At 70.0% G+C, this 19173-nt stretch carries 19 protein-coding genes; 11 read left to right on the top strand and 8 right to left on the bottom strand.

Translation table 11 applies throughout. The features are described from left to right. The first annotated feature begins 3 nt into the window (after positions 1-3). From A8M77_RS24995 to A8M77_RS24950, 10 genes are all read left to right on the top strand, one after another. Positions 4-864 (top strand): branched-chain amino acid ABC transporter permease, encoded by an 861-nt coding sequence (locus A8M77_RS24995; RefSeq protein WP_086924216.1) that lies wholly within the window; start codon positions 4-6, stop codon positions 862-864. Next, complete coding sequence (locus A8M77_RS24990) at positions 861-1823, top strand: branched-chain amino acid ABC transporter permease (RefSeq protein WP_086924215.1); 963 nt, start codon at positions 861-863, stop codon at positions 1821-1823. The genes A8M77_RS24995 and A8M77_RS24990 overlap by 4 nt, the downstream gene beginning before the upstream one ends. After that, complete coding sequence (locus A8M77_RS24985; RefSeq protein ID WP_086924214.1) at positions 1820-2590, top strand: ABC transporter ATP-binding protein; 771 nt, start codon at positions 1820-1822, stop codon at positions 2588-2590. Before A8M77_RS24990 ends, A8M77_RS24985 begins: the two co-directional genes overlap by 4 nt. Beyond that, the gene (locus A8M77_RS24980) at positions 2583-3305 is read left to right on the top strand and encodes an ABC transporter ATP-binding protein (RefSeq protein WP_086924213.1); all 723 of its coding nucleotides are present in this window, start codon (positions 2583-2585) and stop codon (positions 3303-3305) included. Before A8M77_RS24985 ends, A8M77_RS24980 begins: the two co-directional genes overlap by 8 nt. A gap of 22 nt (positions 3306-3327) precedes the next feature. Continuing rightward, positions 3328-5070, top strand: coding sequence for an amidohydrolase (locus tag A8M77_RS24975; protein ID WP_143694755.1), 1743 nt, complete (start codon positions 3328-3330; stop codon positions 5068-5070). A gap of 125 nt (positions 5071-5195) precedes the next feature. Next, entirely contained in the window at positions 5196-5675 is a 480-nt protein-coding gene (locus A8M77_RS24970) for an AAC(3)-I family aminoglycoside N-acetyltransferase (RefSeq protein WP_086924211.1), read from the top strand. 157 nt (positions 5676-5832) lie between these two features. Next, entirely contained in the window at positions 5833-6207 is a 375-nt protein-coding gene (locus tag A8M77_RS24965; RefSeq protein WP_238136959.1) for a hypothetical protein, read from the top strand. Positions 6208-6232: 25 nt separating this feature from the next. Beyond that, positions 6233-7165: a LysR family transcriptional regulator gene (locus tag A8M77_RS24960; RefSeq protein WP_086924210.1), complete on the top strand. Its 933-nt coding sequence runs from the start codon at positions 6233-6235 to the stop codon at positions 7163-7165. Positions 7166-7244: 79 nt separating this feature from the next. Then, entirely contained in the window at positions 7245-9227 is a 1983-nt protein-coding gene (locus A8M77_RS24955; protein ID WP_086924209.1) for an aconitase family protein, read from the top strand. Between the two features lie 38 nt (positions 9228-9265). Continuing rightward, positions 9266-10252, top strand: coding sequence for a Bug family tripartite tricarboxylate transporter substrate binding protein (locus A8M77_RS24950; protein WP_086924208.1), 987 nt, complete (start codon positions 9266-9268; stop codon positions 10250-10252). Positions 10253-10297: 45 nt separating this feature from the next. On the opposite strand, the gene A8M77_RS24945 is transcribed toward A8M77_RS24950, so the two are convergent. The 3 genes from A8M77_RS24945 to A8M77_RS37280 all read right to left on the bottom strand — a co-directional run bounded on the left by A8M77_RS24945 (position 10298) and on the right by A8M77_RS37280 (position 12150). Continuing rightward, the gene (locus A8M77_RS24945; RefSeq protein WP_086924207.1) at positions 10298-10867 is read right to left on the bottom strand and encodes a GAF domain-containing protein; all 570 of its coding nucleotides are present in this window, start codon (positions 10865-10867) and stop codon (positions 10298-10300) included. A 105-nt stretch (positions 10868-10972) separates the two neighbouring features. Then, entirely contained in the window at positions 10973-11857 is an 885-nt protein-coding gene (locus A8M77_RS24940) for an HpcH/HpaI aldolase/citrate lyase family protein (RefSeq protein WP_086924206.1), read from the bottom strand. 170 nt (positions 11858-12027) lie between these two features. Beyond that, positions 12028-12150 carry a hypothetical protein gene (locus A8M77_RS37280; protein WP_272947452.1) on the bottom strand — a complete coding sequence of 41 codons (123 nt, stop codon included), beginning with the start codon at positions 12148-12150 and terminating at the stop codon, positions 12028-12030. A 44-nt stretch (positions 12151-12194) separates the two neighbouring features. Here A8M77_RS37280 and A8M77_RS24935 point away from each other — a divergent pair, with 44 nt between their 5' ends. Continuing rightward, the gene (locus A8M77_RS24935) at positions 12195-13466 is read left to right on the top strand and encodes an acetyl-CoA hydrolase/transferase family protein (protein ID WP_086924205.1); all 1272 of its coding nucleotides are present in this window, start codon (positions 12195-12197) and stop codon (positions 13464-13466) included. Positions 13467-13675: 209 nt separating this feature from the next. On the opposite strand, the gene A8M77_RS24930 is transcribed toward A8M77_RS24935, so the two are convergent. The 5 genes from A8M77_RS24930 to A8M77_RS24910 form a co-directional block, all read right to left on the bottom strand. Beyond that, on the bottom strand, positions 13676-14773 hold the full coding sequence (locus A8M77_RS24930; protein ID WP_086924204.1) for a branched-chain amino acid aminotransferase: 1098 nt from the start codon (positions 14771-14773) through the stop codon (positions 13676-13678). Between the two features lie 121 nt (positions 14774-14894). Continuing rightward, positions 14895-15509 carry a hypothetical protein gene (locus tag A8M77_RS24925; protein WP_143694754.1) on the bottom strand — a complete coding sequence of 205 codons (615 nt, stop codon included), beginning with the start codon at positions 15507-15509 and terminating at the stop codon, positions 14895-14897. 44 nt (positions 15510-15553) lie between these two features. Next, positions 15554-15985, bottom strand: a complete 432-nt coding sequence (locus tag A8M77_RS24920) for a hypothetical protein (RefSeq protein WP_086924202.1) — start codon at positions 15983-15985, stop codon at positions 15554-15556. Beyond that, on the bottom strand, positions 15985-17847 hold the full coding sequence (locus A8M77_RS24915; protein ID WP_086924201.1) for a S8 family serine peptidase: 1863 nt from the start codon (positions 17845-17847) through the stop codon (positions 15985-15987). The genes A8M77_RS24920 and A8M77_RS24915 overlap by 1 nt, the downstream gene beginning before the upstream one ends. A gap of 6 nt (positions 17848-17853) precedes the next feature. After that, positions 17854-18867, bottom strand: a complete 1014-nt coding sequence (locus A8M77_RS24910) for a hypothetical protein (RefSeq protein WP_086924200.1) — start codon at positions 18865-18867, stop codon at positions 17854-17856. Between the last annotated feature and the right edge of the window lie 306 nt (positions 18868-19173).

Genomic DNA, 19173 nt, shown 5'->3' with positions numbered 1-19173 from the left:
CCCATGGCGATCGTGCTCTTCGACGGGGTGGCCTACGGCATGCTCCTGTTCCTCATCGGCGTCGGACTGTCGATCACGATGGGCCTGATGAACTTCGTCAACCTCGCGCATGGCGCCTTCGCGATGGTGGGCGGCTACGCCGCAAGCCTGGCGATGCAGCATGCAGGGCTGGGCTTCTTCCCGGCGCTCGCGGTGGCCTTCGTCGCCGCGGCGGCCGTCGGCGCAGCGCTGGAGTTCAGCTTCTTCCGGCGCCTCTACCGTTCGCATCCCCTGGACCAGGTGCTGCTGTCCATCGGCGTTGTGTTCGTCGCCATCTCGGCCGCCACCTACTTCTTCGGGCCGTCGATGCGGGCCTTCTCGCTGCCGCCTTCCCTGGACGGGCGCGTGAACCTGTTCGGCCTGGAGGTGGGGCGCTACCGCCTCTTCCTCGTGGCCAGCGGCCTGGCGGTGCTGGCAGCGCTGCTGCTCGTGCTGAACCGCACGCGCTACGGCGCGATGGTGCGCGCGGCGGTGGACAACCAGCGGGTCGCCGCAGGGACCGGTATCCACGTGCAGCGCCTCTTCTTCCTCACCTTCTCCTTCGGCTGCGGCCTGGCGGGCCTGGGCGGTGCGCTGAGCCTCGGTCTTCTGGGGCTCGAGCCCTCGTTCGCCTTGAAGTACCTGATCTACTTTCTCATCGTCGTGTGCGTCGGCGGTGCCGGCACCATCGCCGGCCCCTTTGTCGCCGCCCTGCTGGTCGGCATCGTGGACGTGGCGGGCAAGTACTACCTGCCCGGAGCCGGCGCCTTCCTGGTCTATGTCGTGATGGTGGCAATGCTGCTGATGCGCCCGCACGGCCTCATTCCGCGAAAGGGCCTGGCATGAAAGCGTTGGCCATCCCCCGCGCGCGCCTGCCCTGGCTGGAGGCCCTGTTCTGGCTGGCGCTGGCCTGCAGCCCGCTGCTGATGCCCGACAAGCTCACGCTGCTCAGCCAGATCCTGATCTTCGGCCTGTTCGCGGTATCGCTGGACATGGCGCTGGGCTATGCCGGCATCCTCACCGTGGGCCACGCCGCCTTCTTCGGCATGGGCGCCTACGCGGCCGGGCTGCTGGCGCGGCACGGCTGGGCGGAGCCTTTCTCGGGCCTGCTGCTCGCCCTCGTCGTGTGCGCCCTGCTCGGCTATCTGCTGAGCTATCTCGTGGTCCGGGGGGCCGACCTCACGCGGCTCATGATCACCATCGGTGTCTGCGTCCTCCTGGCCGAACTCGCCAACCGGCTCAGCGGTGTCACCGGCGGCACCGACGGCCTGCAGGGCATCGAGATGCGACCGGTGCTCGGCCGCTTCGAGTTCGACCTGTGGGGCCGCACCGCCTTCTGGTACGGCTTCGGGGTCGTGCTCGCCATGTTCCTGCTGGTGCGGCGTGTGCTGCATTCGCCTTTCGGCCTGGCGCTGCGCGGCATCCATGACAGCCGCAAGCGCATGCTCGCGATCGGTTCGCCCGTGCAGGCGCGGCTGCGGCTGGCCTACTGCTTCTCGGCGGCGGTGGCCGGCGTCGCCGGCGCCCTGCTGGCGCAGACCACGCAGTTCGTCGGCATCGAATCCATCGGCTTCAACCGGTCGGCAGAGGTCCTGATCATCCTGGTGCTGGGCGGGGCGGGCAGGCTCTACGGTGGCATGGTCGGCGCGATCGTCTACATGCTGGTCCACGATGCCTTCGCCGACATGAATCCCCAGTTCTGGATGTTCTGGCTCGGCATCTTCCTGATCGCCGCGGTGATGCTCGGCCGCGGCGGCATCATGGGCATGCTGTCGCGCCTTGTGGCGACCAAGGGGCCGCAATGACGCGCGCAGCCACCCTCTCGCTGCGCACGCAGGGCCTGGGCGTTCGCTTCGGCGCCTTTGCCGCCGTCACGGACGTCAACCTCACGCTCGAGCCCGGCGCCCGGCAGGCGCTCATCGGTCCCAACGGCGCGGGCAAGACCACGTTGATCAACCTGCTGACGGGCGTGCTCCAGCCCACCACCGGTTCGATCCATCTCGGCGACCGCGACATCACGCCGCTGTCCTGCGACCGCCGTGCACGGATCGGGCTGGCGCGCACCTTCCAGATCAACACGCTGTTTCCCAGCCTCACGCCGCTGAGCTCGATCGTGCTGGCGATCTGCGAACGCGACGGGCTCGCCGCCAGCTGGTGGCGCCCGCTGCGCCGCCTCACCCGCGTGTACGACGAAGCCCATACGCTGCTGGGGCAGCTCAAGCTCGACGCGCTGGCCGACACGCCGGTCTCCGTTCTCGCCTACGGCAAGCAACGCCTGCTCGAGATCGCGCTGGCGATGGCAGCCAAGCCGCGGATCCTTCTGCTGGACGAGCCGGCCGCCGGCGTGCCGGAGGACGAAAGCGGCGAGCTGTTCGACGTCATCTCCCAACTCCCGCAGGACGTCAGCATCCTCTTCATCGAGCATGACATGAACCTCGTCTTTCGCTTCTCCAAGCGCATCTCGGTGCTGGTGTCCGGCAGCGTGCTGACCGAAGGCACGCCCCGGGACATCGCGGCCGACGCGCGCGTGCGCGAGGTCTATCTGGGCACATCAGGAGCGGCGCATGCCTGAGCTGCTCGCCTTCGACACCCTCACCGCCGGCTACGGCAACGCCGTGGTGCTGGACCGGCTCTCCTTCTCGCTGGACGAAGGCCTGAGCCTCGCCGTGCTGGGGCGCAACGGGGTCGGCAAGACCACCCTGCTCGAGACGCTGATGGGCAATACCCGCGTCATGGGCGGCGCCATCCGCTGGCAGGGGCAGGACATCACGCGGCTCGCGCCGCACCGCCGCGTCCGCGCCGGGCTCGGCTGGGTGCCGCAGGAGCGCGAGGTGTTTCCGTCGCTGACGGTCGAGGAAAACCTCCTGGTCGTGGCGCGGCGCGGCCCCTGGCACCTGCGGCGCGTCTACGCGCTCTTTCCGCGCCTGCAGGAGCGGCGCGGCAACTACGGCAATCAACTGTCGGGCGGCGAGCAGCAGATGCTCGCCATCGGCCGGGCGCTGATGACCAATCCCCGGCTGCTGCTGCTCGACGAGCCCATGGAAGGGCTTGCGCCCATCATCGTGGAGGAACTGGCCCGCGCCATCCGCGCCCTGGGCGAGCGCGAAGGCCTGGCGTGCATCGTGGTGGAGCAGCATCCGGTGCTCGCGCTCTCGATGACGCAGCAGGCGATCGTGCTGGAACGCGGCACCCTGGTCCACGCGGGCGACAGCGCCGGCCTGGCTGGCGACACGGCGCTGCTGCATCGCCTGCTCGGTGTCGGCATCGAGCCAGGACCTGGTTCCTGAACATCACCTGGAAGGAGCTGAAGTGACTCGATTCTCGAATCCGACATCCGTGCGGGCCATCGCCGCCGCATTCGCAGGCCGCGTGCCGACGGCCGCGGCACTTGCCGCGGGTCTCGCCCTCTCGGGCTGCGCTCACATGGGATCGTCCAACCCGGACGTGGTGTATGTCAACGGCAAGATCGTCACGGTGGACAAGGACTTCTCGATCGCGCAGGGCGTCGCGATCAAGGATGGCCGCTTCGTCGCCGTCGGCAGCAGCGAGGCGATGCGCCAGCTCGCATCGCCGGCCACGCGCGTGGTCGACCTCGGGGGCCGCACGGTGGTCCCTGGCCTCATGGACAGCCACACCCACATGGACGGTGCCGGCACGGTGGAGACCAGCGCCCAGGTCATCAAGGCCAGCACCGTGGCCGAGGCCCAGGACATCATCGGCGCGTTCATCCGCGACAGGAAGGTGCCGGCCGGGCAGTGGGTGCAGACCAGCCGCTGGCATCCGCCATCGCAATTGAAGGAGCAGCGCTACCTGACCCGGCAGGAGCTCGACGCGGTCGCGCCCGACCACCTCGTCTTCGTGCAGACAGTCGGCCACTTTGCGATGGCCAACAGCAAAGCCCTGGCGGCCGCGGGCATCACCCGCGGCACGCCCGACCCCGTGGGTGGGAAGATCCACCGCGATGCCGCCGGCGAAGCCACGGGTGTGCTCGAGTCGACGGCGGTCGGGATCGTCGAGAAGATCATTCCGCCGCCCACCTTCGAGCAGACCATCGCACAGAACATCGCCGCGCAACGCGTGTACAACCGCTCGGGCATCACCAGCACCGTGGTCGCGGGCCTGGAAGAGGAGCAGATCCGCGCCTACTTCGCCGTCGCCGAGCGCGGCCAGGCCACGGTGCGCGCCGGCATGTTCTGGCGCATTCCCGCAGGCAGCGCGGAGGAATGCGAGAAGAGCTTGAACGCCGCGAAGTTCAAGGACAACCAGGGCAACGACTGGGCGCGGCTGGCCGGCGTCAAGCTGATCTCGGACGGCGGCATGACGCTCAAGTCGGCTTTCATCCGCGGCAACTATGCCAACGAGCCCCAGAACCGCGGCAGGGTCGCGGTCGATCCCGCCGCCTACCAGCGTTGCGTGCTGTCGGCGAATCGCCAAGGCTGGCGCGTTCACACCCATGCCGTGGGCGATGCGGCCGTCGATCTGGTGCTCAAGGCCTACGCGGCGGCCGATCAGGACCGTTCCATCCGGGGCCGCCGCTTCAGCGTGGTGCACGGCAGCCTGATCGCGCCGGACCAGATCTCCCAAGCCGGGAAGCTGGACATGCGGGTCGACGCCCAGAACGCCTTCATGTGGGACAAGGCCGCGACGGTGGAGCGCTACATGGGGCCGCTGCTGGCCCAACGCGCCGTGCCGACCCGTCAACTGCTGGACACCCTGGGCATCGGCGGCACGGCGGCCGGCACGGACAACGAGGTCAACCTGCTGAACCCCTTCGTCGGCATGTACCTGATGGTGACGCGCAAGGACCCGCGCGGCACGGTGTACGGCGCCGACCAGAAGGTGTCGCGCGAGGAAGCGCTGCGGCTCTACACCAACGCCGGGCCCTACCTGACCTTCGACGAGAACGCCAAGGGCGCGATCGCGCCGGGACGCTTCGCCGACATGGTGGTGCTGTCGGCCGACTACCTGGGCGTGCCGGAGGAGCAGATCAAGGACATCGTCGCCACGCAGACGATTGTCGGTGGGCGAGTGGTCTACGACGCGCGGCCTTGACGGCCTTGCCCGGCGGGACAACCGCATGGCTGCCGTTTGACGGGGATTGCCACCCGTTCGCCACAGACGAACTGCGACGTACAGAGGGTACAACCAAGCCCACGGCCGGGCGGTACGATCGCGCCATGTCCAGCACCACCGGCTACACGATCCACCAACTCTCGGCCGACGACACGGCGCAGATGAACGCCCTGCTCTCCGTGTTCGGCGAGGCCTTCGACGATGCAGACAGCTACGGCGCCAAGCGTCCGAGTCCCGCCTATCTGCGCCAATTGCTCGGCGGCGACGCCTTCATCGCACTGGTGGCCCGCGACGGCGTGCAGGTCGTCGGCGGACTCGCGGCTTACGTGCTCAGGAAGTTCGAGCAGGAGCGCAGCGAGATCTACATCTACGACCTGGCCGTCGCCGCGCCGCACCGGCGCCGGGGGCTGGCCACGGGATTGATCCGCGCGCTCCAGCGCATCGGCGCCGAGCGCGGGGCCTACGTGATCTTCGTCCAGGCGGACCCGCCCGATGCGCCGGCCATCGCCCTGTACGCGAAGCTCGGCGTACGCGAGGACGTGCTGCACTTCGACATCCCGGTGCGGCCCGCGCCCGCGGCCTGACGCGGCAGCGCGCTTTCACGGCGGCTTGCCGTGCAGGGTCACGAAGAGGCGCGCTTCTCCTACTTTCCGGCGCGCCGCGGCAACGCATGGTTCGAGCGCACTCCCTTGAAGCGAAAGGCCCTCGACCATGCTGTCATCGTTCAGTCTCGATTCGTCCATGCTCGCCACGATCGGCGGCGCCTTCTATCCGGACGGCTATTCCATGGTGATGTTCCCGGACGAAGCCAGCGCGATCGCCGTGGCCGACGACCTGAATTCGCAGAATCCCGAAGTCGAGATCTTCCATCTCCCGCCCGCGTCGATCCTGTCCCAGATCACGCCCACGGTGAGCGATGCCGACAACCCGCTGCCATCCGCCGGCACCGAGGGCGCGACGGTGCGCGCCTATACCAAGCTGGCGCGCGAGGGGCACCATGGCCTGCTGGTCGAGACGCCGGACGAGAAGGCGGCGGATTGGCTCATGCAGGCGGTGCGGAAGGTGCCCTATTCGATGGCACAGCGCTACCGCATGCTGGTGATCGAGGACCTCTGAGGCGGCACGGGGATGCCGCCGCCGGCTGCGAGAATCGCAGCCTCGCCGCAGCTCCCTTCCGAGGCCGTCCTTGGTCCGCCGCATCGACCCCTACAGCGTCCGCCTCTTCGTCGCCGCCGCCCAGGCCGGCTCCATCGTCCGCGCAGCCGGGCAGGAGCACATCGCGCCCTCCGCGCTGAGCCGGCGCCTGGCCGACCTGGAGCACGCGTTCGGCACGCCGCTGCTGGTGCGGTCGCCCCGCGGGATCGCGCTGACCGATGCGGGGCGCCTGGTGCTGGCGCGCGGTGTGAAGATCGACGAGGACCTGCAGGCGCTCGTGCGCGAGGTACAGACCGAAGGCACCGAGGTGCGCGGCACGGTGCGCCTGCACGCCAACATGTCGGCCGTGATCGGCTTCCTGCCCGAGCGGCTGCAGCGCTTCATGGCCGCGTATCCGGGCGTGAGCGTGTCACTGCACGAGGAAGACACGCGCGAGGTGATCCGCGCCTGCCTGGACGACCGGGCTGACGTGGGCGTCGGCGTCCAGGCGCCGGTGCCGGCCGGGCTCGACGCCTGGCATTTCGCGAGCGACCCGCTGCAGGTGGTGATGCCGGCCGACCATGCGCTGACGCCGCTGGCCTCGCTCGGCTTCATGCAGGTGCTCGACCATCCGCTGATCGGCGTCCACCAGGGCGGCGCGCTGGACCGTTCGCTGCACGAGCGCGCCGAGGCGCTGCAGCGCCGCTTCGCGCCGACGGTGTCGGTCAGCAGCTTCGATGCGGTCTGCCGGATGGTCGAGGCCGGGCTCGGGATCGCGGTCATCCCGCGCAGCGCGGCTGCCGCCTATGCCGGCACCGGCCGCTTCGTTCGGCGCCCGCTGGACGAGCCGTGGGCCGCGCGTGACCTGCATCTCTATGCCTTGCGCCGCACGCCCCAGCCGCGGGCCACGCAGGCGCTGATCGACGGCCTGCGCGGGTAATCCCCGATCTCGCATTTCGCGAGAGCCCCCGTGCCGCCTTGGCGCTTGGCCGCGGGCACCGGCCACGGGACCATCGGGCATGCCTGCCGAAGTCCTGCCCGAAGCCCTGCGTTTTTCCCCGCGCATCCTGTTCCTCTGCCGTGCTCCGGAGAAAACGGAGGCCGCGCTGCGCGGCGAGCCGATGTCGCTGTCCGAGGCCCGGCCCCTGCGCGACGATGTGTCCACCGACGAGATCACGCCGCTTCCCATCCTGAGCCACTACGACGAGAAGCTGGGCCGCTACCCCTACACCGGCTTCGAGGCAGCAGGCCGACGGCCGATCGGTGCCGGTGCGGTCGCCGGCGCCGGCATCGAGGTGGTGGTGGCCGGCAAGCGCTACGGCAAGGGTTCGTCGCGCGAGCACAGCCCGGCGGCGGAAAAGCTGGCCGGCGTGCGGCTGGTGATCGCCGAGAGCTTCGAGCGCATCTATCGTCAGAACGCGGACAACATCGGCCTGTTCACCTCGACCGACCTGGGCCTGGCAGACCGCATCGCGGCCGGCGAGGCGATCCCCGTCGATGAACTGGCCGCCGGGCGCGATGCGCTGGCCGCGACCCTGCTCGAGCGCGGCGGGCTGCTGCGCTTCGGCCAGTCCTTCCTGCGGGACATCTGCCCGGCCACGGAGGCCGGTGACGGCGCGCCGCGCACACTGTTCGAGAAGATCCTGGCGCGCCACGTCCTCGACACGCCGCTCACTTCGCCTGCGCCTTCCCCGGGCGACGGCGCCTTCGTGCGTGCCGACTGGCGCTTCATCCACGAGTACTACACCGGCATGGCGGCGCACATGCTGCACGCGAGCCTGGGACCCTCGCTGTCCTTGCACGAGCCGGCCTCGATCGTGGTCTTCGAGGACCACACCTCCTACGTGGAGGAAAGCCCCGCCCATGTGCGCGGGGGGCTGGTGCCCAACGTGCGGCGCATGGTCGACGCGCAGCGCGCCTTCGTCGCCGCGCACGGCCTGCGCGCGCACCGCACGCTGACCGAGGACGAGGCCGCACGCGACGACGGCGGCAACGTGGCCGGCATCTCGCACGCGATGATGGCCGAGCGCTACGCCCTGCCGGGCCAGGTGGTGGTGGGCACCGATTCGCACACGCCGCACAGCGGCGCGCTGGGCTGCGTGGCCTTCGGCGTCGGCACCACCGACATGGCCAATGCCTTCGTGACCGGCGCGGTACGGCTGACTGTGCCGGTCTCGCTGCAGGTGCGGCTGGATGGACGCCTGGCCGAAGGCGTCACCGCCAAGGACCTGGTGCTGCACCTGCTCGCCCTGCCATTTTTCCGCGACGGCGGCGGCATCGGCAAAGTGTTCGAGTTCGTCGGCGAGGCGGTCACCGCGATGTCGACCGACGAGCGCGCGACGCTGACCAACATGACGGCCGAGCTCGGCGGCTTCACCGGTATCGTCGCACCGGATGCCGAGACGGTGCGCTTCCTGCGCGAGCGGCGCGGTATCGACTTCGTCCTGCAGCCCTGGATGCGCAGCGACGAGGGCGCGCGCCATGTGCACGCGATCCGCGTCGATTGCGCCGCGGTACCGCCCATGGTGGCAGCGCCGGGCGATCCCGGCAACGGGCTCGCCCTGGCCGACGTCCCGGCGCCGGTGCACATCGACATCGCCTATGGCGGCTCCTGCACGGCGGGCAAGCGCGAGGACTTCGACCACTACCACGCGGTGCTGCGCTGGGCCGCGGACCGCGGGCTGCGGGTCGCGCCGGGCGTCCAGCTCTACCTGCAGTTCGGTACCACCGCCGTGCGGGACCACTGCATTGCGGCGGGCTACCTCGATGCCTTCGAGCGGGTCGGCGCGCGCATCCTGCAGCCCTCGTGCGGCGCCTGCGGCAATTGCGGGCCGGGCGGCTCAGCCAGCCCTGAGCAGGTCACCGTCAGTGCGATCAACCGCAACTTCCCGGGCCGCGGTGGCCCAGGCAGCGTGTGGCTGGCCAGCCCGCCCACGGTGGCGGCCAGCGCCATTGCGGGCGAGCTCATGTCCTTCGCGCAACTGCGGGCCCGCCACCCGTGAGGCGCCCCCTTCATTCAACAAGACCCGGAGACGACACGATGAACACGATCCCCTTGCGCCGCCGCGCCATCGCCTGCCTGGCCAGCGCCGCGCTGCTCGCCAGCCCCCTGGGCACGCTGGCACAGTCCGCGCCTTCCGACAAGCCGATCCGCCTGGTCGTGCCGCTGGCCGCGGGCTCCACCGTGGATGCGGTCGCGCGCGCGATTGCGCCCGGCTTCGGCCGCGCCACCGGCCACCCGGTGGTGGTGGAGAACATCGCGGGCGCCGGCGGCATCCCCGGCACCACGCAGGTGGTCAAGGCGCCGAAGGACGGGCTCACGCTCGGGATGATCTCGTCCAACCACGTGATCAACCCCGGCATCTACAAGTCGGTGCCCTACGACAGCCTGAAGGACATCACGCCGATCGCGGTGCTGGCCACGGTGCCGCTGGTGCTGGTGGTCCACCCGTCGCTGCCGGTGAAGAACGTCGCCGAGCTGCTCGCGCTGGCCAAGGCGAAGCCGGGCACGCTGAACTTCGGCTCGGCCGGCAACGGCAGCACGCTGCATCTGGCGGGCGAACTGCTGGTGAGCGAGACCGGCATCGACATCAAGCACGTGCCCTACCGAGGCACCGGGCCGCTGGTGACCGACCTGATCGGCGGCCAGGTGCAGCTCGGCTTCGTCTCCATCTCGCAGGTCGCGGCCCAGGTGAAGGCGGGCAGCCTGCGCGCCCTGGCGGTGAGCACGCAGAAGCGCTCGGCTGCGCTGCCCGAGGTGCCCACGCTGGCCGAGGCCGGCGTCCCGAAATACGGCTTCGACGCCTGGATCGCGCTGGTCGGGCCGGCCGGCCTGCCGAAGCCGCTGGTCGACAGCTACGCGGCCACGATCCGTGCGGCCATGGGCTCGCCCGAGGCGAGCACGGCGATCGCGGGACAAGGGCTCAGCGTGCTGGCGATCGGGCCGGACGCCGCGCCGGCGTTCTTCCAGACCGAGCTCGTGAAGCACCAGAAGCTGGTCAAGCAGTCCGGCGCGACGCTGGATTGAAGGGGCCGCGGCCGTCAGCGGCGGCGCGCGTTCGGTGCACTCGGCTCAGAGAAGAGCCGGATCCCACACCCCGCCCTCGCCCCCTTCGGCGCGCGCCAGCAACTGCGCCGCCGCATTGGCCGCGACCTCGAGCCGCCTGACGTCCTTCTCGCCGAGATCGGCCGTGCCGGTCCTGTTGAACCCGCAGAGCATGCCGTAGAGCCTGCCGTCCGCATGGCGGACCGGCACGCCGATGTGCGTGCCCATGCCCTCGAAGCTGTCGGGCAGGCCCTGCGTCCGACGCACGGCCTCGACGTCCAGGACCAGGTTGGGCAAGCGCCCGTCCAGGATGCGCTGGCAGATGGTCTGCTCCAGCGGCGCCGACAGGCCCGGCTGCACGCGCGTGGGCAGCCCGCCCGACTCGACGAAGCGGAACACGCGCTGGCCATCGACGAGTTCGCTGACGAACACGACCTCCAGCTTCAGCAGTTCGCGCACGACCCCCAGCAGCTCGCCGATCGAGCGCCGCACCGAGACCTCGCCGGCGCCATGCCGGGCGCTGGACGTGATCACGTCAAGCCGGTCGGTCCATGCGTCATCGCCGGACGGCTGTGCTTGTGGGGGAGGGGTTTCCATCTGCTTTTATGCCTTTTCATGGATCGTATGTGCCGCGGCGGCGGCACTCCTCTGAAAAAGTCACGGAAACAGAATGAACCGGTATCCGCCCGATGCTTTCGTGAACTACGTCGCCCGGGCTGCGGCGGGCGATGACGCCGCCGCAACGGTCCCGGCCTGCCGGAGCGTCTGCTCCGCCAGCCGGATCACCGGCAGGTCCACCATCTTGCCGTCCAGGCTGGCCACCTGGCCGCCGCTGGCGCGCGCCACCTCGATCACGCGGCGCGCCCATTCGATCTCGGCAGCCGAGGGCGCGAACACCTCGTCGACGATGGCCACCTGCGCTGGGTGGATGCACAGCTTGGCGCCGAAGCCGAACGCACGGGCGCGGCGGGCGTCCTGGCGCAGCCGCTCGCCGTCGGCGGTGTCGACCGTCACGCCGTCGATCGGCGCGGGCAGTTGCGCGCGCCGCGAGGCCGCGGCCAGCGCGAAGCGCACGGCGGCGAGCTCGGCCTCGTCGGCGCCGCACTTCATGCCCAGGTCCAGCTGGAAATCAAGATGGCCGAAGGCCAGCCGAGCGACCTGGGGCGCGCGCGCCAGCGCGTCCACCGCATCGAGGCCAGCCAGCGATTCGATCAGCGGCACCAGCTGCGCCGCGGGGCCGAGCGCGGCGGCGATCGCGTCCAGCGCGGCGCCCGACTCCGCCTTGGGCACCATCGCGCCCGCCAGGCCCTTGGCGCACCATCGCGCCAGGAGGCGCAGGTCGTCCTCGTGCCACTCGGTACCGCCCGCGTTGATACGCACCAGGGTGCGTGCCAGTTGGTCCGCGGCGAAGCCGCCAAGATGATCGTCGAGCTGTGTCCGCGCGGCGGCCTTGCCCGCAGGCGCGACAGCGTCCTCGAGGTCCAGGATCACGCATCCCGCGCCGGCGTCCAATGCCCGCGCGAAGCGTTCAGGCCGCGACGCGGGCACGAACAGGAGGCTGCGCGCCGATGCCAAGGGCGAGCTCATCGAAGGTTCTCCCGGGCCGGGAGCGGGAATCTGCGTGGTCATGGTCTCGTCTCGGAATGAATTCGATCGTGCCGGTCTCGCGCGCCGCGCACAATCCGAAAGTTCGGTAGCGAGCCTTCGGCGTTTTCGAAACCTCGGCGGCATTGCAGCGGCCCCGGCCGGATGCCGGCTCATTCGGGCTTGAAGTTCATGGCCTTGAAGAGTTCCTGCCAGACCTCGGTCTCCTCGCGAATCTGCTGTGCGAAGGCCGCGGGTGAGGAGCGCTGCGCCGCACCGCTCAGGGTCGACGTCATTTGGCAGCCGCGGCACCAGGCTCTAGAGTTGCTCTCAGCAAGCCATGAATACCGAAAGCAGCCAGTCACTCGCCGAGCCGGACCTGGCCGGCCTCATCCATGCCGGCGACACCGTCATGTGGGGCCAGTCGCATGCGGAGCCGCTCACGCTCATCCGCGCCCTGGTGGCCCAACGGCACCGTATCGGCCGCATCCGGGTGTTCCTCGGGATCGGTCTCAACACCCTGCTCACGCCGGAGCACACCGACGCCTTCGAGCTGCTGGCGTACTGCGGCACCGGATCGAACCGAAGGCTCGCCGACGCGGGCGTGCTGGACATCCTGCCGGTGCACTACTCGCAGCTGCCCCGGCTCATCCAGCGCGGGCCGCTGCGCGTCGACGTGCTGCTGCTGCAGGTGTCCGCGCCGGACTCGCTGGGGCGCTACAGCCTCGGGATGGCGCGGGAGTACCTGGTCGATGCGCTCAACAGCGCCAGGACCGTGATCGCGGAAGTGCACCCGGACGTGCCGTGGACCTACGGCGGGCCCTATCTGCACGAGGCCGACATCGACCTGCGGGTCCATTCGACCGAGCCCTTCCCGCCCGGAGATTCATTGCCGCCGGGGCCGGTGGAGATGGCGATCGGGCGGCATGTGGCCGGCTTCGTGGAGGACGGCGCCACGCTGCAGGCCGGCATCGGCGCGATCCCCGACGCGGTGCTCTCTCAACTCGGCGACCGGCGCGAGCTGGGCGTGCACTCCGGCAGCATCGGCAACGGCATCGCGGCACTGCAGGAAGGCGGCGTGATCACCAACAGCTGCAAGAGCATCGACCCGGGCCTCAGCGTGGGCGGGGTGCTGATCGGCGGCGAGCGCCTGCGCCGCTTCGCGCACCGCAACCACGCGCTGGAACTGCGCGGCACCGACTACACGCACAACCCGCGCGTGCTGGGCAGCATCGAGCGCTTCGTGGCGGTCAATTCCGCCATCGAGGTGGACCTGACGGGGCAGGTGAATTCCGAGCTCGCGGGCGGGCGCTACGTGGGCGCGGTCGGCGGCATCGTCGACTTCCTGCGCGGCGCGCAGGCCAGCCGCGGCGGTGCACCCATCGTCGCGCTGCCGTCCACGGCAGGCACGCGCAGCCGCATCGTGCCGTCGCTCACGGGGCCGGTGACGGTGCCGCGCAGCGACTCGTGCGTGATCGTGACCGAGCATGGCGTGGCCGATCTGCGCGGACTGACGCTGGCACAGCGCATCCCGCGCATGATCGCGATCGCGGACCCGGCGCACCGGGAATCGCTGGAGCGCGCGGCGCATAGGGCGGTGAAAGGGCACTGAAGTCGGGGCAGGCCTTGGCCCACCCTGCCTCGCAAACCTCGTCCCGTTCTTGAACTTGACGCGCGAATACGCCGCGCGAATGAGACCGGGCCCGACCGGCACGGTCACGCTACGGAGCGCGGGCAGGATGTGTGCGCCGCCTGAATGCGGCTCGCCGCGCCAGGGTGCGACTTCCCGTCGCCGCGCTCAGGGAAGCGTGCAGGCGCGCTTCAGGACAGTCGGTCCATCCAGCCGTGCGGATCCGGCGCGCGGCCCTGCTGGATGTCCAGCAGCGCCGCCTTCAGGCGCATCGTCACGGCCCCGGCCCCACCGTCCCCGATCGTCAGGTCGTGCCGGCGCCCCTTCACCTTGCCGATCGGCGTCACGACGGCCGCGGTGCCGCAGGCGAAGGCCTCGCGCAGGCGCCCGCTGCCGGCATCGGCCTGCCACTGGTCGATCGCATAGGGCTCCTCGCGCACGGTCAGGCCCATGTCGCGCGCCAGGACGATCAGCGACTCGCGCGTGATGCCGGGGAGGATGGTGCCGGTCAGCGGCGGCGTCTGGAGCGAACCGTCGTCGAAGACGAAGAACACGTTCATGCCGCCGAGTTCCTCGACCCAGCGCCGCTCCACCGCGTCGAGAAAGACCACCTGGTCGCAACCCTCGCGGCTCGCCTCCGCCTGGGCGGCGAGGCTCGCGGCGTAGTTGCCGCCGCATTTCGCATCGCCCGTCCCGCCGGGCGCCGCCCGCGTGTAGTTCTCGGAGACCCACAGCGTGACCGCCGGCGCGCCGCCCTTGAAGTAGGAGCCGACGGGCGAGGCGACGACGCAGTAGAGGTAGTCGGACGAGGGCTTCATGCCCACCAGGACCTCGGTCGCGATCATGAAGGGGCGCAGGTAGAGCGCGGCGCCCTCCGTGCCGGGAATCCAGTCCCGGTCGATGCGCACCAGCTCGCGGACGGATTCGAGGAACAGCTCCTCGGGCAGCGGCTCCATCGCGAGCCGGATGGCGGAATTGCGGAAGCGCCGCGCATTGGCCTGCGGACGGAAGAGCGCCGCGCCGCCGTCGGGAAGGCGATAGGCCTTCATGCCCTCGAAGATCTCCTGGGCATAGTGGAAGACCAGGCTCGCGGGGTCGAACTTGAATTCGCCGCGCGCCTGGATCCGCGCGTCATGCCATCCGCGCTGGGGCGTGAAGCGGGCGGTGGCCATGTGGTCGGTGAACACCCGGCCGAACACGGGGTTCTGCAGCAGCAGCTCCCGCTCGCCGGCCGGAACGGGGGTCAGGTTTCTTTCGATCGAGAACGTCGATCCGCCATGGTTGCTCATGTCTCTGCTCCTTCCGTGTCCGTGCATGCTGCATGCAATTGCGAGGCGAGCGCAAGGCCGGTGGCCTGGCCGCGCCATTCTGCAGCACTTGGCAAACGTTGGCGACTTCGTGACACCTCGGTCAGGCGGCCTCGAAGCAAAGCGCGGAGATGACCCGCTGCCCCGTCGTCAACGGCAGCACGCGGTGCGGCACCAGGCCGCCGAGGATCACGATGCTCGATCCGGCCGGCGCCTTGACGACCTCTTCTTCCACCCGCGCCGACCGGCGCAGAACCGACAGCGGCACGCCCACGTTGCCGCGCTGGACCGCGAGTGCGCCGCCGTTGTCGGGCGAGGAATCCGCGAGCACGCTGATCACCGTGACATCGCACGTGACGATGTCCAGGTGCAGGCCGAGGTGGTCGGCGGGCTCGACGTAGTAGCTGTAGCTGCCGCGCGAGCCGCTGGGCCTGATCGGCCCGCCGCACAGCTCGCGGAGGAACGCGTGCAACGCCGGCGACCGGTACCAGTCGTCCTGGACGGGGCCGCCGCCGGCGGTGCACAGCTGGCGCGGCGGCACCCCGCCACGCCCGTCGCAGTGGTCGCTCGTGACCACGTCGCAGACCTGGCGGTCGGCGCACGCGTAGTGGGCCCGCGCCTCCGCGCACAAGCCGGCGAAGGTCCGGCCGTCGACCAGCGCGTCGTACACGGCGACGCCGCCGCCACGGAACAGCGGACCTCGGCGAAGCCACGGCACCTCGAATGTCGGCGGCCGGTCGACGCTGACCGTCCGGCACGGTGTCAAGGATCCACCCCCGGCTGATCGATCGACGCCGCCGTCTCGAGCGCCACTTGCGAGACGGCGCGCCGGATCGAAGGCGGCAGGCGATCCACCGGGATGCTGGTCGGATCGACGATGTCGTCGGCAGCGCTTCGCGCAACACCGCGTTGGCGTGCACGGCGGACCGTGTATGTCTGGTCCTTCCCATGTGTGAGCTTGACGCCGAAGTGCCGTTCGAACTGCGCCTTCGACCCTGCAATCCCGATGGTGATGGCTGGCCCGCCGAGCAAGGAGAAGCCGGCGCCACGAAAGTGGTCAGAAACGGCTGCGACGGCCTCGGACGGCGGTGTCAGGCGCGGGATCGTGTCGGCCGTGATGGGCACGTCGATCCCCGGCCGCTCGCCCTCGGCCGTCCGCAGCAACACGCGGGCGACGATCAGCGGCTCGGGCATCAGATCAGCGGCTCCCGCGAGTCGAGCAGCATCTGCTCGAGCGCCGCAACGTCATCGGCGGTGATCGGCATGCCTTGCCCCTCGCCCTGCGGACGCACTTCCGCGCCCGACAACGGACCCGGCCCGGGGCCTGGACCGGGGCCAGGGCCCGGGCCAAACGGCAGCAAGGGCATGATCGGCAGCCTCGGCGGCAAGAACGGCAGCACCGGCGTCAGCGGCAACACGGGCAAGCGCGGCGGCAGGAACGGTATCGTCGGAGGAATGAAGGGAATCAGCGGCGGCACGAAGGGCCGCAGCGGCGGCGTGACAGGGAACACGACGCACCGCAGCTTGGCCAGCAGGACCGCCCGGTGCGCATCGACCATGCCGGCCCCGGTCGCGGTGTCCGGGCCGACCCCGGCGGGACTGCCGCCGGGCAAGCCCGGAAGTGGCGAACTCGATCCGACCGTCACGTCGCGCGCGGTCTTCATCAGGACGTCCTTGACCTCCGCCGGCTTCAACCGCGGACACGCCTGCTTGATCAACGCGCAGACGCCGGCAATCTGCGGGCACGACGCCGAGGTGCCCGAGAACGCCGCCCAGCCGTCGTTGTTCGGCGTTTCATCGCCGTTGGGGTGGGCGCCGCCCGCATTGCCGACATCGATCGATGCGCCCTCCGAGAGCGGCAGCATGATGTAGATCGCCTTCGGCCGCATGCCGACGAGCCCGCTGACGTCGGGCACGCGGCGACCCGGATAGATGTTGGACATGAAGCCGCTCGCATAGTCGGAGGCGCGCATCGCTCCGTTGCGCTCCATGAAAACGCCGCCGACCGCGATGACTTCGGGCATCTGCGCCGGAAAGCCCCAGCCGCCGTTGCTCGCCGAATAGCACACGATGATGCCGGCGTTCACGGCGGCGGCGACCTCGGCCGCAAGGGCGTTCGCCGCCGCGTCGAGCGGGCCGCTCTGGATGCTGCGCGACCAGCTGCACGAGATGATCGCCGGATTCAGCGCGGCAGCGGCGGCGAACGCCGCCGTCGTGTTGACGAGACTGCCCGACGCGTTCGCGCATTTCACCGGAAGCAGCGTGATGTCCGGCGCGGTGGCGAAGATGTTGGCGGATTCGCCCGTGCCGTGGCCGACCGAGTCGATGTGCGCGTCGACGGTCCCCGGCCCCAGCAGCGTCGGCTCGACGCGGTAGCCCCGCTCCGTGAAGAACGGATGCACCGCCTGCCCCGTGTCGACCATCGCGATACGGACCCCGAGCCCCGTGACCCCGGAGCGGTGCGCACGGTCGGCATTGCAGCCCAGCGAGACGTCCGCCGGCACGTCGAGATGCCAGTAGCGCGCCGGGGGCGGGAACGCGGTCGGCGTCTGCAGCGCGTACGGCTGCTCGATCGCGACGCCTTCCAGGACGTCGGCAAGATTCGAGTTCGCCGTATCGACCTGGCCGAACAACGGGGTCTCGGGCACGTCGAAACAGGTCGTCTTTCCGATCTTGCCTCCGCTCATGATCGTCTCGCGCTCGACCGCCACCAGCCGCGTGGCGAACGCGCGCTCGTAGGTCGCGCGGGATCCGGCGATGTTGATCGTTCGCGGGGTCGCGTACAGCACCTCGAAGCCTGCTTCCTGAAGCCGCGCGATCGCCCGCCGAACGAGCTCCTCGTCCGATTCGAAGGCCTGGACATTGGACGCATCGATCGACAGACCGGGCGTGAACATCGACACGCCGCCCACCGAGTGGGGCGATGCCACCCCGAAGATCCGCTCCGGAAAGCCGGCCGAATCCTTGCGGGGCTCGCCCTTCGCACGCGCGGTCTTGGCCGCCGGCGCGGCAGCGGGAGCTGCCTTCCTGCTGCTGCGCTTCTTGCTCGTTGCCATGGTTCGTTACCTTTCGAATGTGGCCGACGGCTGGGCCGCACGGCGTTGCTGAGCCGGGTACGAGAATGCTTGCGTCGCGTGCGAGGGCCGTGGGTGCAGCCACTCCACGATACGCTGGAGGTTGTGCGAGTAGTAGTGGCACAGCGCCCAGTTCGATCGGTCGCGCGGCGTGCCGAGCACTTCGCCGTTCTGTGCGACGTCGCACGCGGCGAAATCGGCTTGCGTCAGCCCGGGGATCGAACCGAGCGCAAGCCACCACGCGACCTCTTCGACGATCCAGCCGTTGTTCGACGGATACGGCAGCGCGCGTTGCCGGTCGATGTCCGAAGCGTGCTTGCGCACGTCGGCCATCCACGGAAACGACGTGTCGCTGCCGGCAACCGCCGAATTGGGAAACTCGCGCACCGTCAGGCCGTTCATCAGGCGCCACGCGTCGTCGACGAAGGTCTTCATGATGTCGGCGAGGCGCGCGACGACGCCATGGCTGTAGAGCACGACTCCCAGGTTGATGGGTGCGACGACGGCTCGGCCAAGGTGGTGCGCCAGGCGCTCGAGCAGCGGCTCGTCGATGAACGCGCGGTCGGCACCATGAATGCTGCGCCCGCTGCACACCTCTTCGCGGGCGACGACGTCCGCTCCCGCGTAGCGATCGAAAACGCGCTCGACGTCGGTGAAGAAGATCGTGTCGAGATCGCAGCACAGCACCTGCTGCACGCCGGCGGCCGCCAGTTCCGAGAAGTTGAGGTGCTTGTGAAGCACGGGGTAGCGCGCCATCGCACGACCACTTTGCGGTGACAGCGCGGCGAGGCGGTCCGCGTAGGGGCCCTGGTCGCGCACCATCACGCCGAAGTGGCTGCAAAGCCAGGCGATCTCGGCGGCCAGTGGTCCGTGGGAGAACAGGACGACCGGAACGGCGGGATTCGAAGCCCGCAACGACGAGACGCTCAGCTCGAACTGACAGGCGTGCTCGTGGCGGCGCCGCTCGTCGGCCTGCAGCGAATAGCTGACGAGCCTCGGCATGGCCCAGGAGCCAGCGGCACTCTCGCAGCAGCAGCCGGATCTCGCCATCGTCCGCTCCTTTTCCTGTCATCGCATCCGCCGGTGGCGGTCGCGGGAGAGACGGGAGTCTAGGCGCCGCCGAGAGCCGGAGCATCATCAAGTCGATGGAGCAACGCAAGGCGGCCAGCTCCGAGCGCAGTTCGGGCAGCAGCTCGTGGCGATGGCGCGAGCGTCCAATGTCGGTGGCGAAGCGCTCTTTTGGGGCATCGCCTTGCTTGTTCGGGACAGCCAGGACGACAACCGCGCTGCATGTCGCGTACCTATAAT

This window comes from Variovorax sp. JS1663 (assembly GCF_002157355.1).
Taxonomy (GTDB): domain Bacteria; phylum Pseudomonadota; class Gammaproteobacteria; order Burkholderiales; family Burkholderiaceae_C; genus Variovorax.
Note: the sequence above shows the minus strand (reverse complement) of the source record. Positions and strands in the feature narration are given on the sequence as shown.

Bases quoted from the DNA above. Each gene is read 5' to 3' on its own strand.
- A8M77_RS24995 (WP_086924216.1), top strand. From the start codon at position 4: ATGGCGATCGTGCTCTTCGACGGGGTGGCCTACGGCATGCTCCTGTTC.
- A8M77_RS24990 (WP_086924215.1), top strand. From the start codon at position 861: ATGAAAGCGTTGGCCATCCCCCGCGCGCGCCTGCCCTGGCTGGAGGCC.
- A8M77_RS24985 (WP_086924214.1), top strand. From the start codon at position 1,820: ATGACGCGCGCAGCCACCCTCTCGCTGCGCACGCAGGGCCTGGGCGTT.
- A8M77_RS24980 (WP_086924213.1), top strand. From the start codon at position 2,583: ATGCCTGAGCTGCTCGCCTTCGACACCCTCACCGCCGGCTACGGCAAC.
- A8M77_RS24970 (WP_086924211.1), top strand. From the start codon at position 5,196: ATGTCCAGCACCACCGGCTACACGATCCACCAACTCTCGGCCGACGAC.
- A8M77_RS24965 (WP_238136959.1), top strand. From the start codon at position 5,833: ATGCTCGCCACGATCGGCGGCGCCTTCTATCCGGACGGCTATTCCATG.
- A8M77_RS24955 (WP_086924209.1), top strand. From the start codon at position 7,245: ATGCCTGCCGAAGTCCTGCCCGAAGCCCTGCGTTTTTCCCCGCGCATC.
- A8M77_RS24950 (WP_086924208.1), top strand. From the start codon at position 9,266: ATGAACACGATCCCCTTGCGCCGCCGCGCCATCGCCTGCCTGGCCAGC.
- A8M77_RS24945 (WP_086924207.1), bottom strand. From the start codon at position 10,867: ATGGAAACCCCTCCCCCACAAGCACAGCCGTCCGGCGATGACGCATGG.
- A8M77_RS24940 (WP_086924206.1), bottom strand. From the start codon at position 11,857: ATGAGCTCGCCCTTGGCATCGGCGCGCAGCCTCCTGTTCGTGCCCGCG.
- A8M77_RS37280 (WP_272947452.1), bottom strand. From the start codon at position 12,150: ATGACGTCGACCCTGAGCGGTGCGGCGCAGCGCTCCTCACCCGCGGCC.
- A8M77_RS24935 (WP_086924205.1), top strand. From the start codon at position 12,195: ATGAATACCGAAAGCAGCCAGTCACTCGCCGAGCCGGACCTGGCCGGC.
- A8M77_RS24930 (WP_086924204.1), bottom strand. From the start codon at position 14,773: ATGAGCAACCATGGCGGATCGACGTTCTCGATCGAAAGAAACCTGACC.
- A8M77_RS24920 (WP_086924202.1), bottom strand. From the start codon at position 15,985: ATGCCCGAGCCGCTGATCGTCGCCCGCGTGTTGCTGCGGACGGCCGAG.
- A8M77_RS24915 (WP_086924201.1), bottom strand. From the start codon at position 17,847: ATGGCAACGAGCAAGAAGCGCAGCAGCAGGAAGGCAGCTCCCGCTGCC.
- A8M77_RS24910 (WP_086924200.1), bottom strand. From the start codon at position 18,867: ATGCCGAGGCTCGTCAGCTATTCGCTGCAGGCCGACGAGCGGCGCCGC.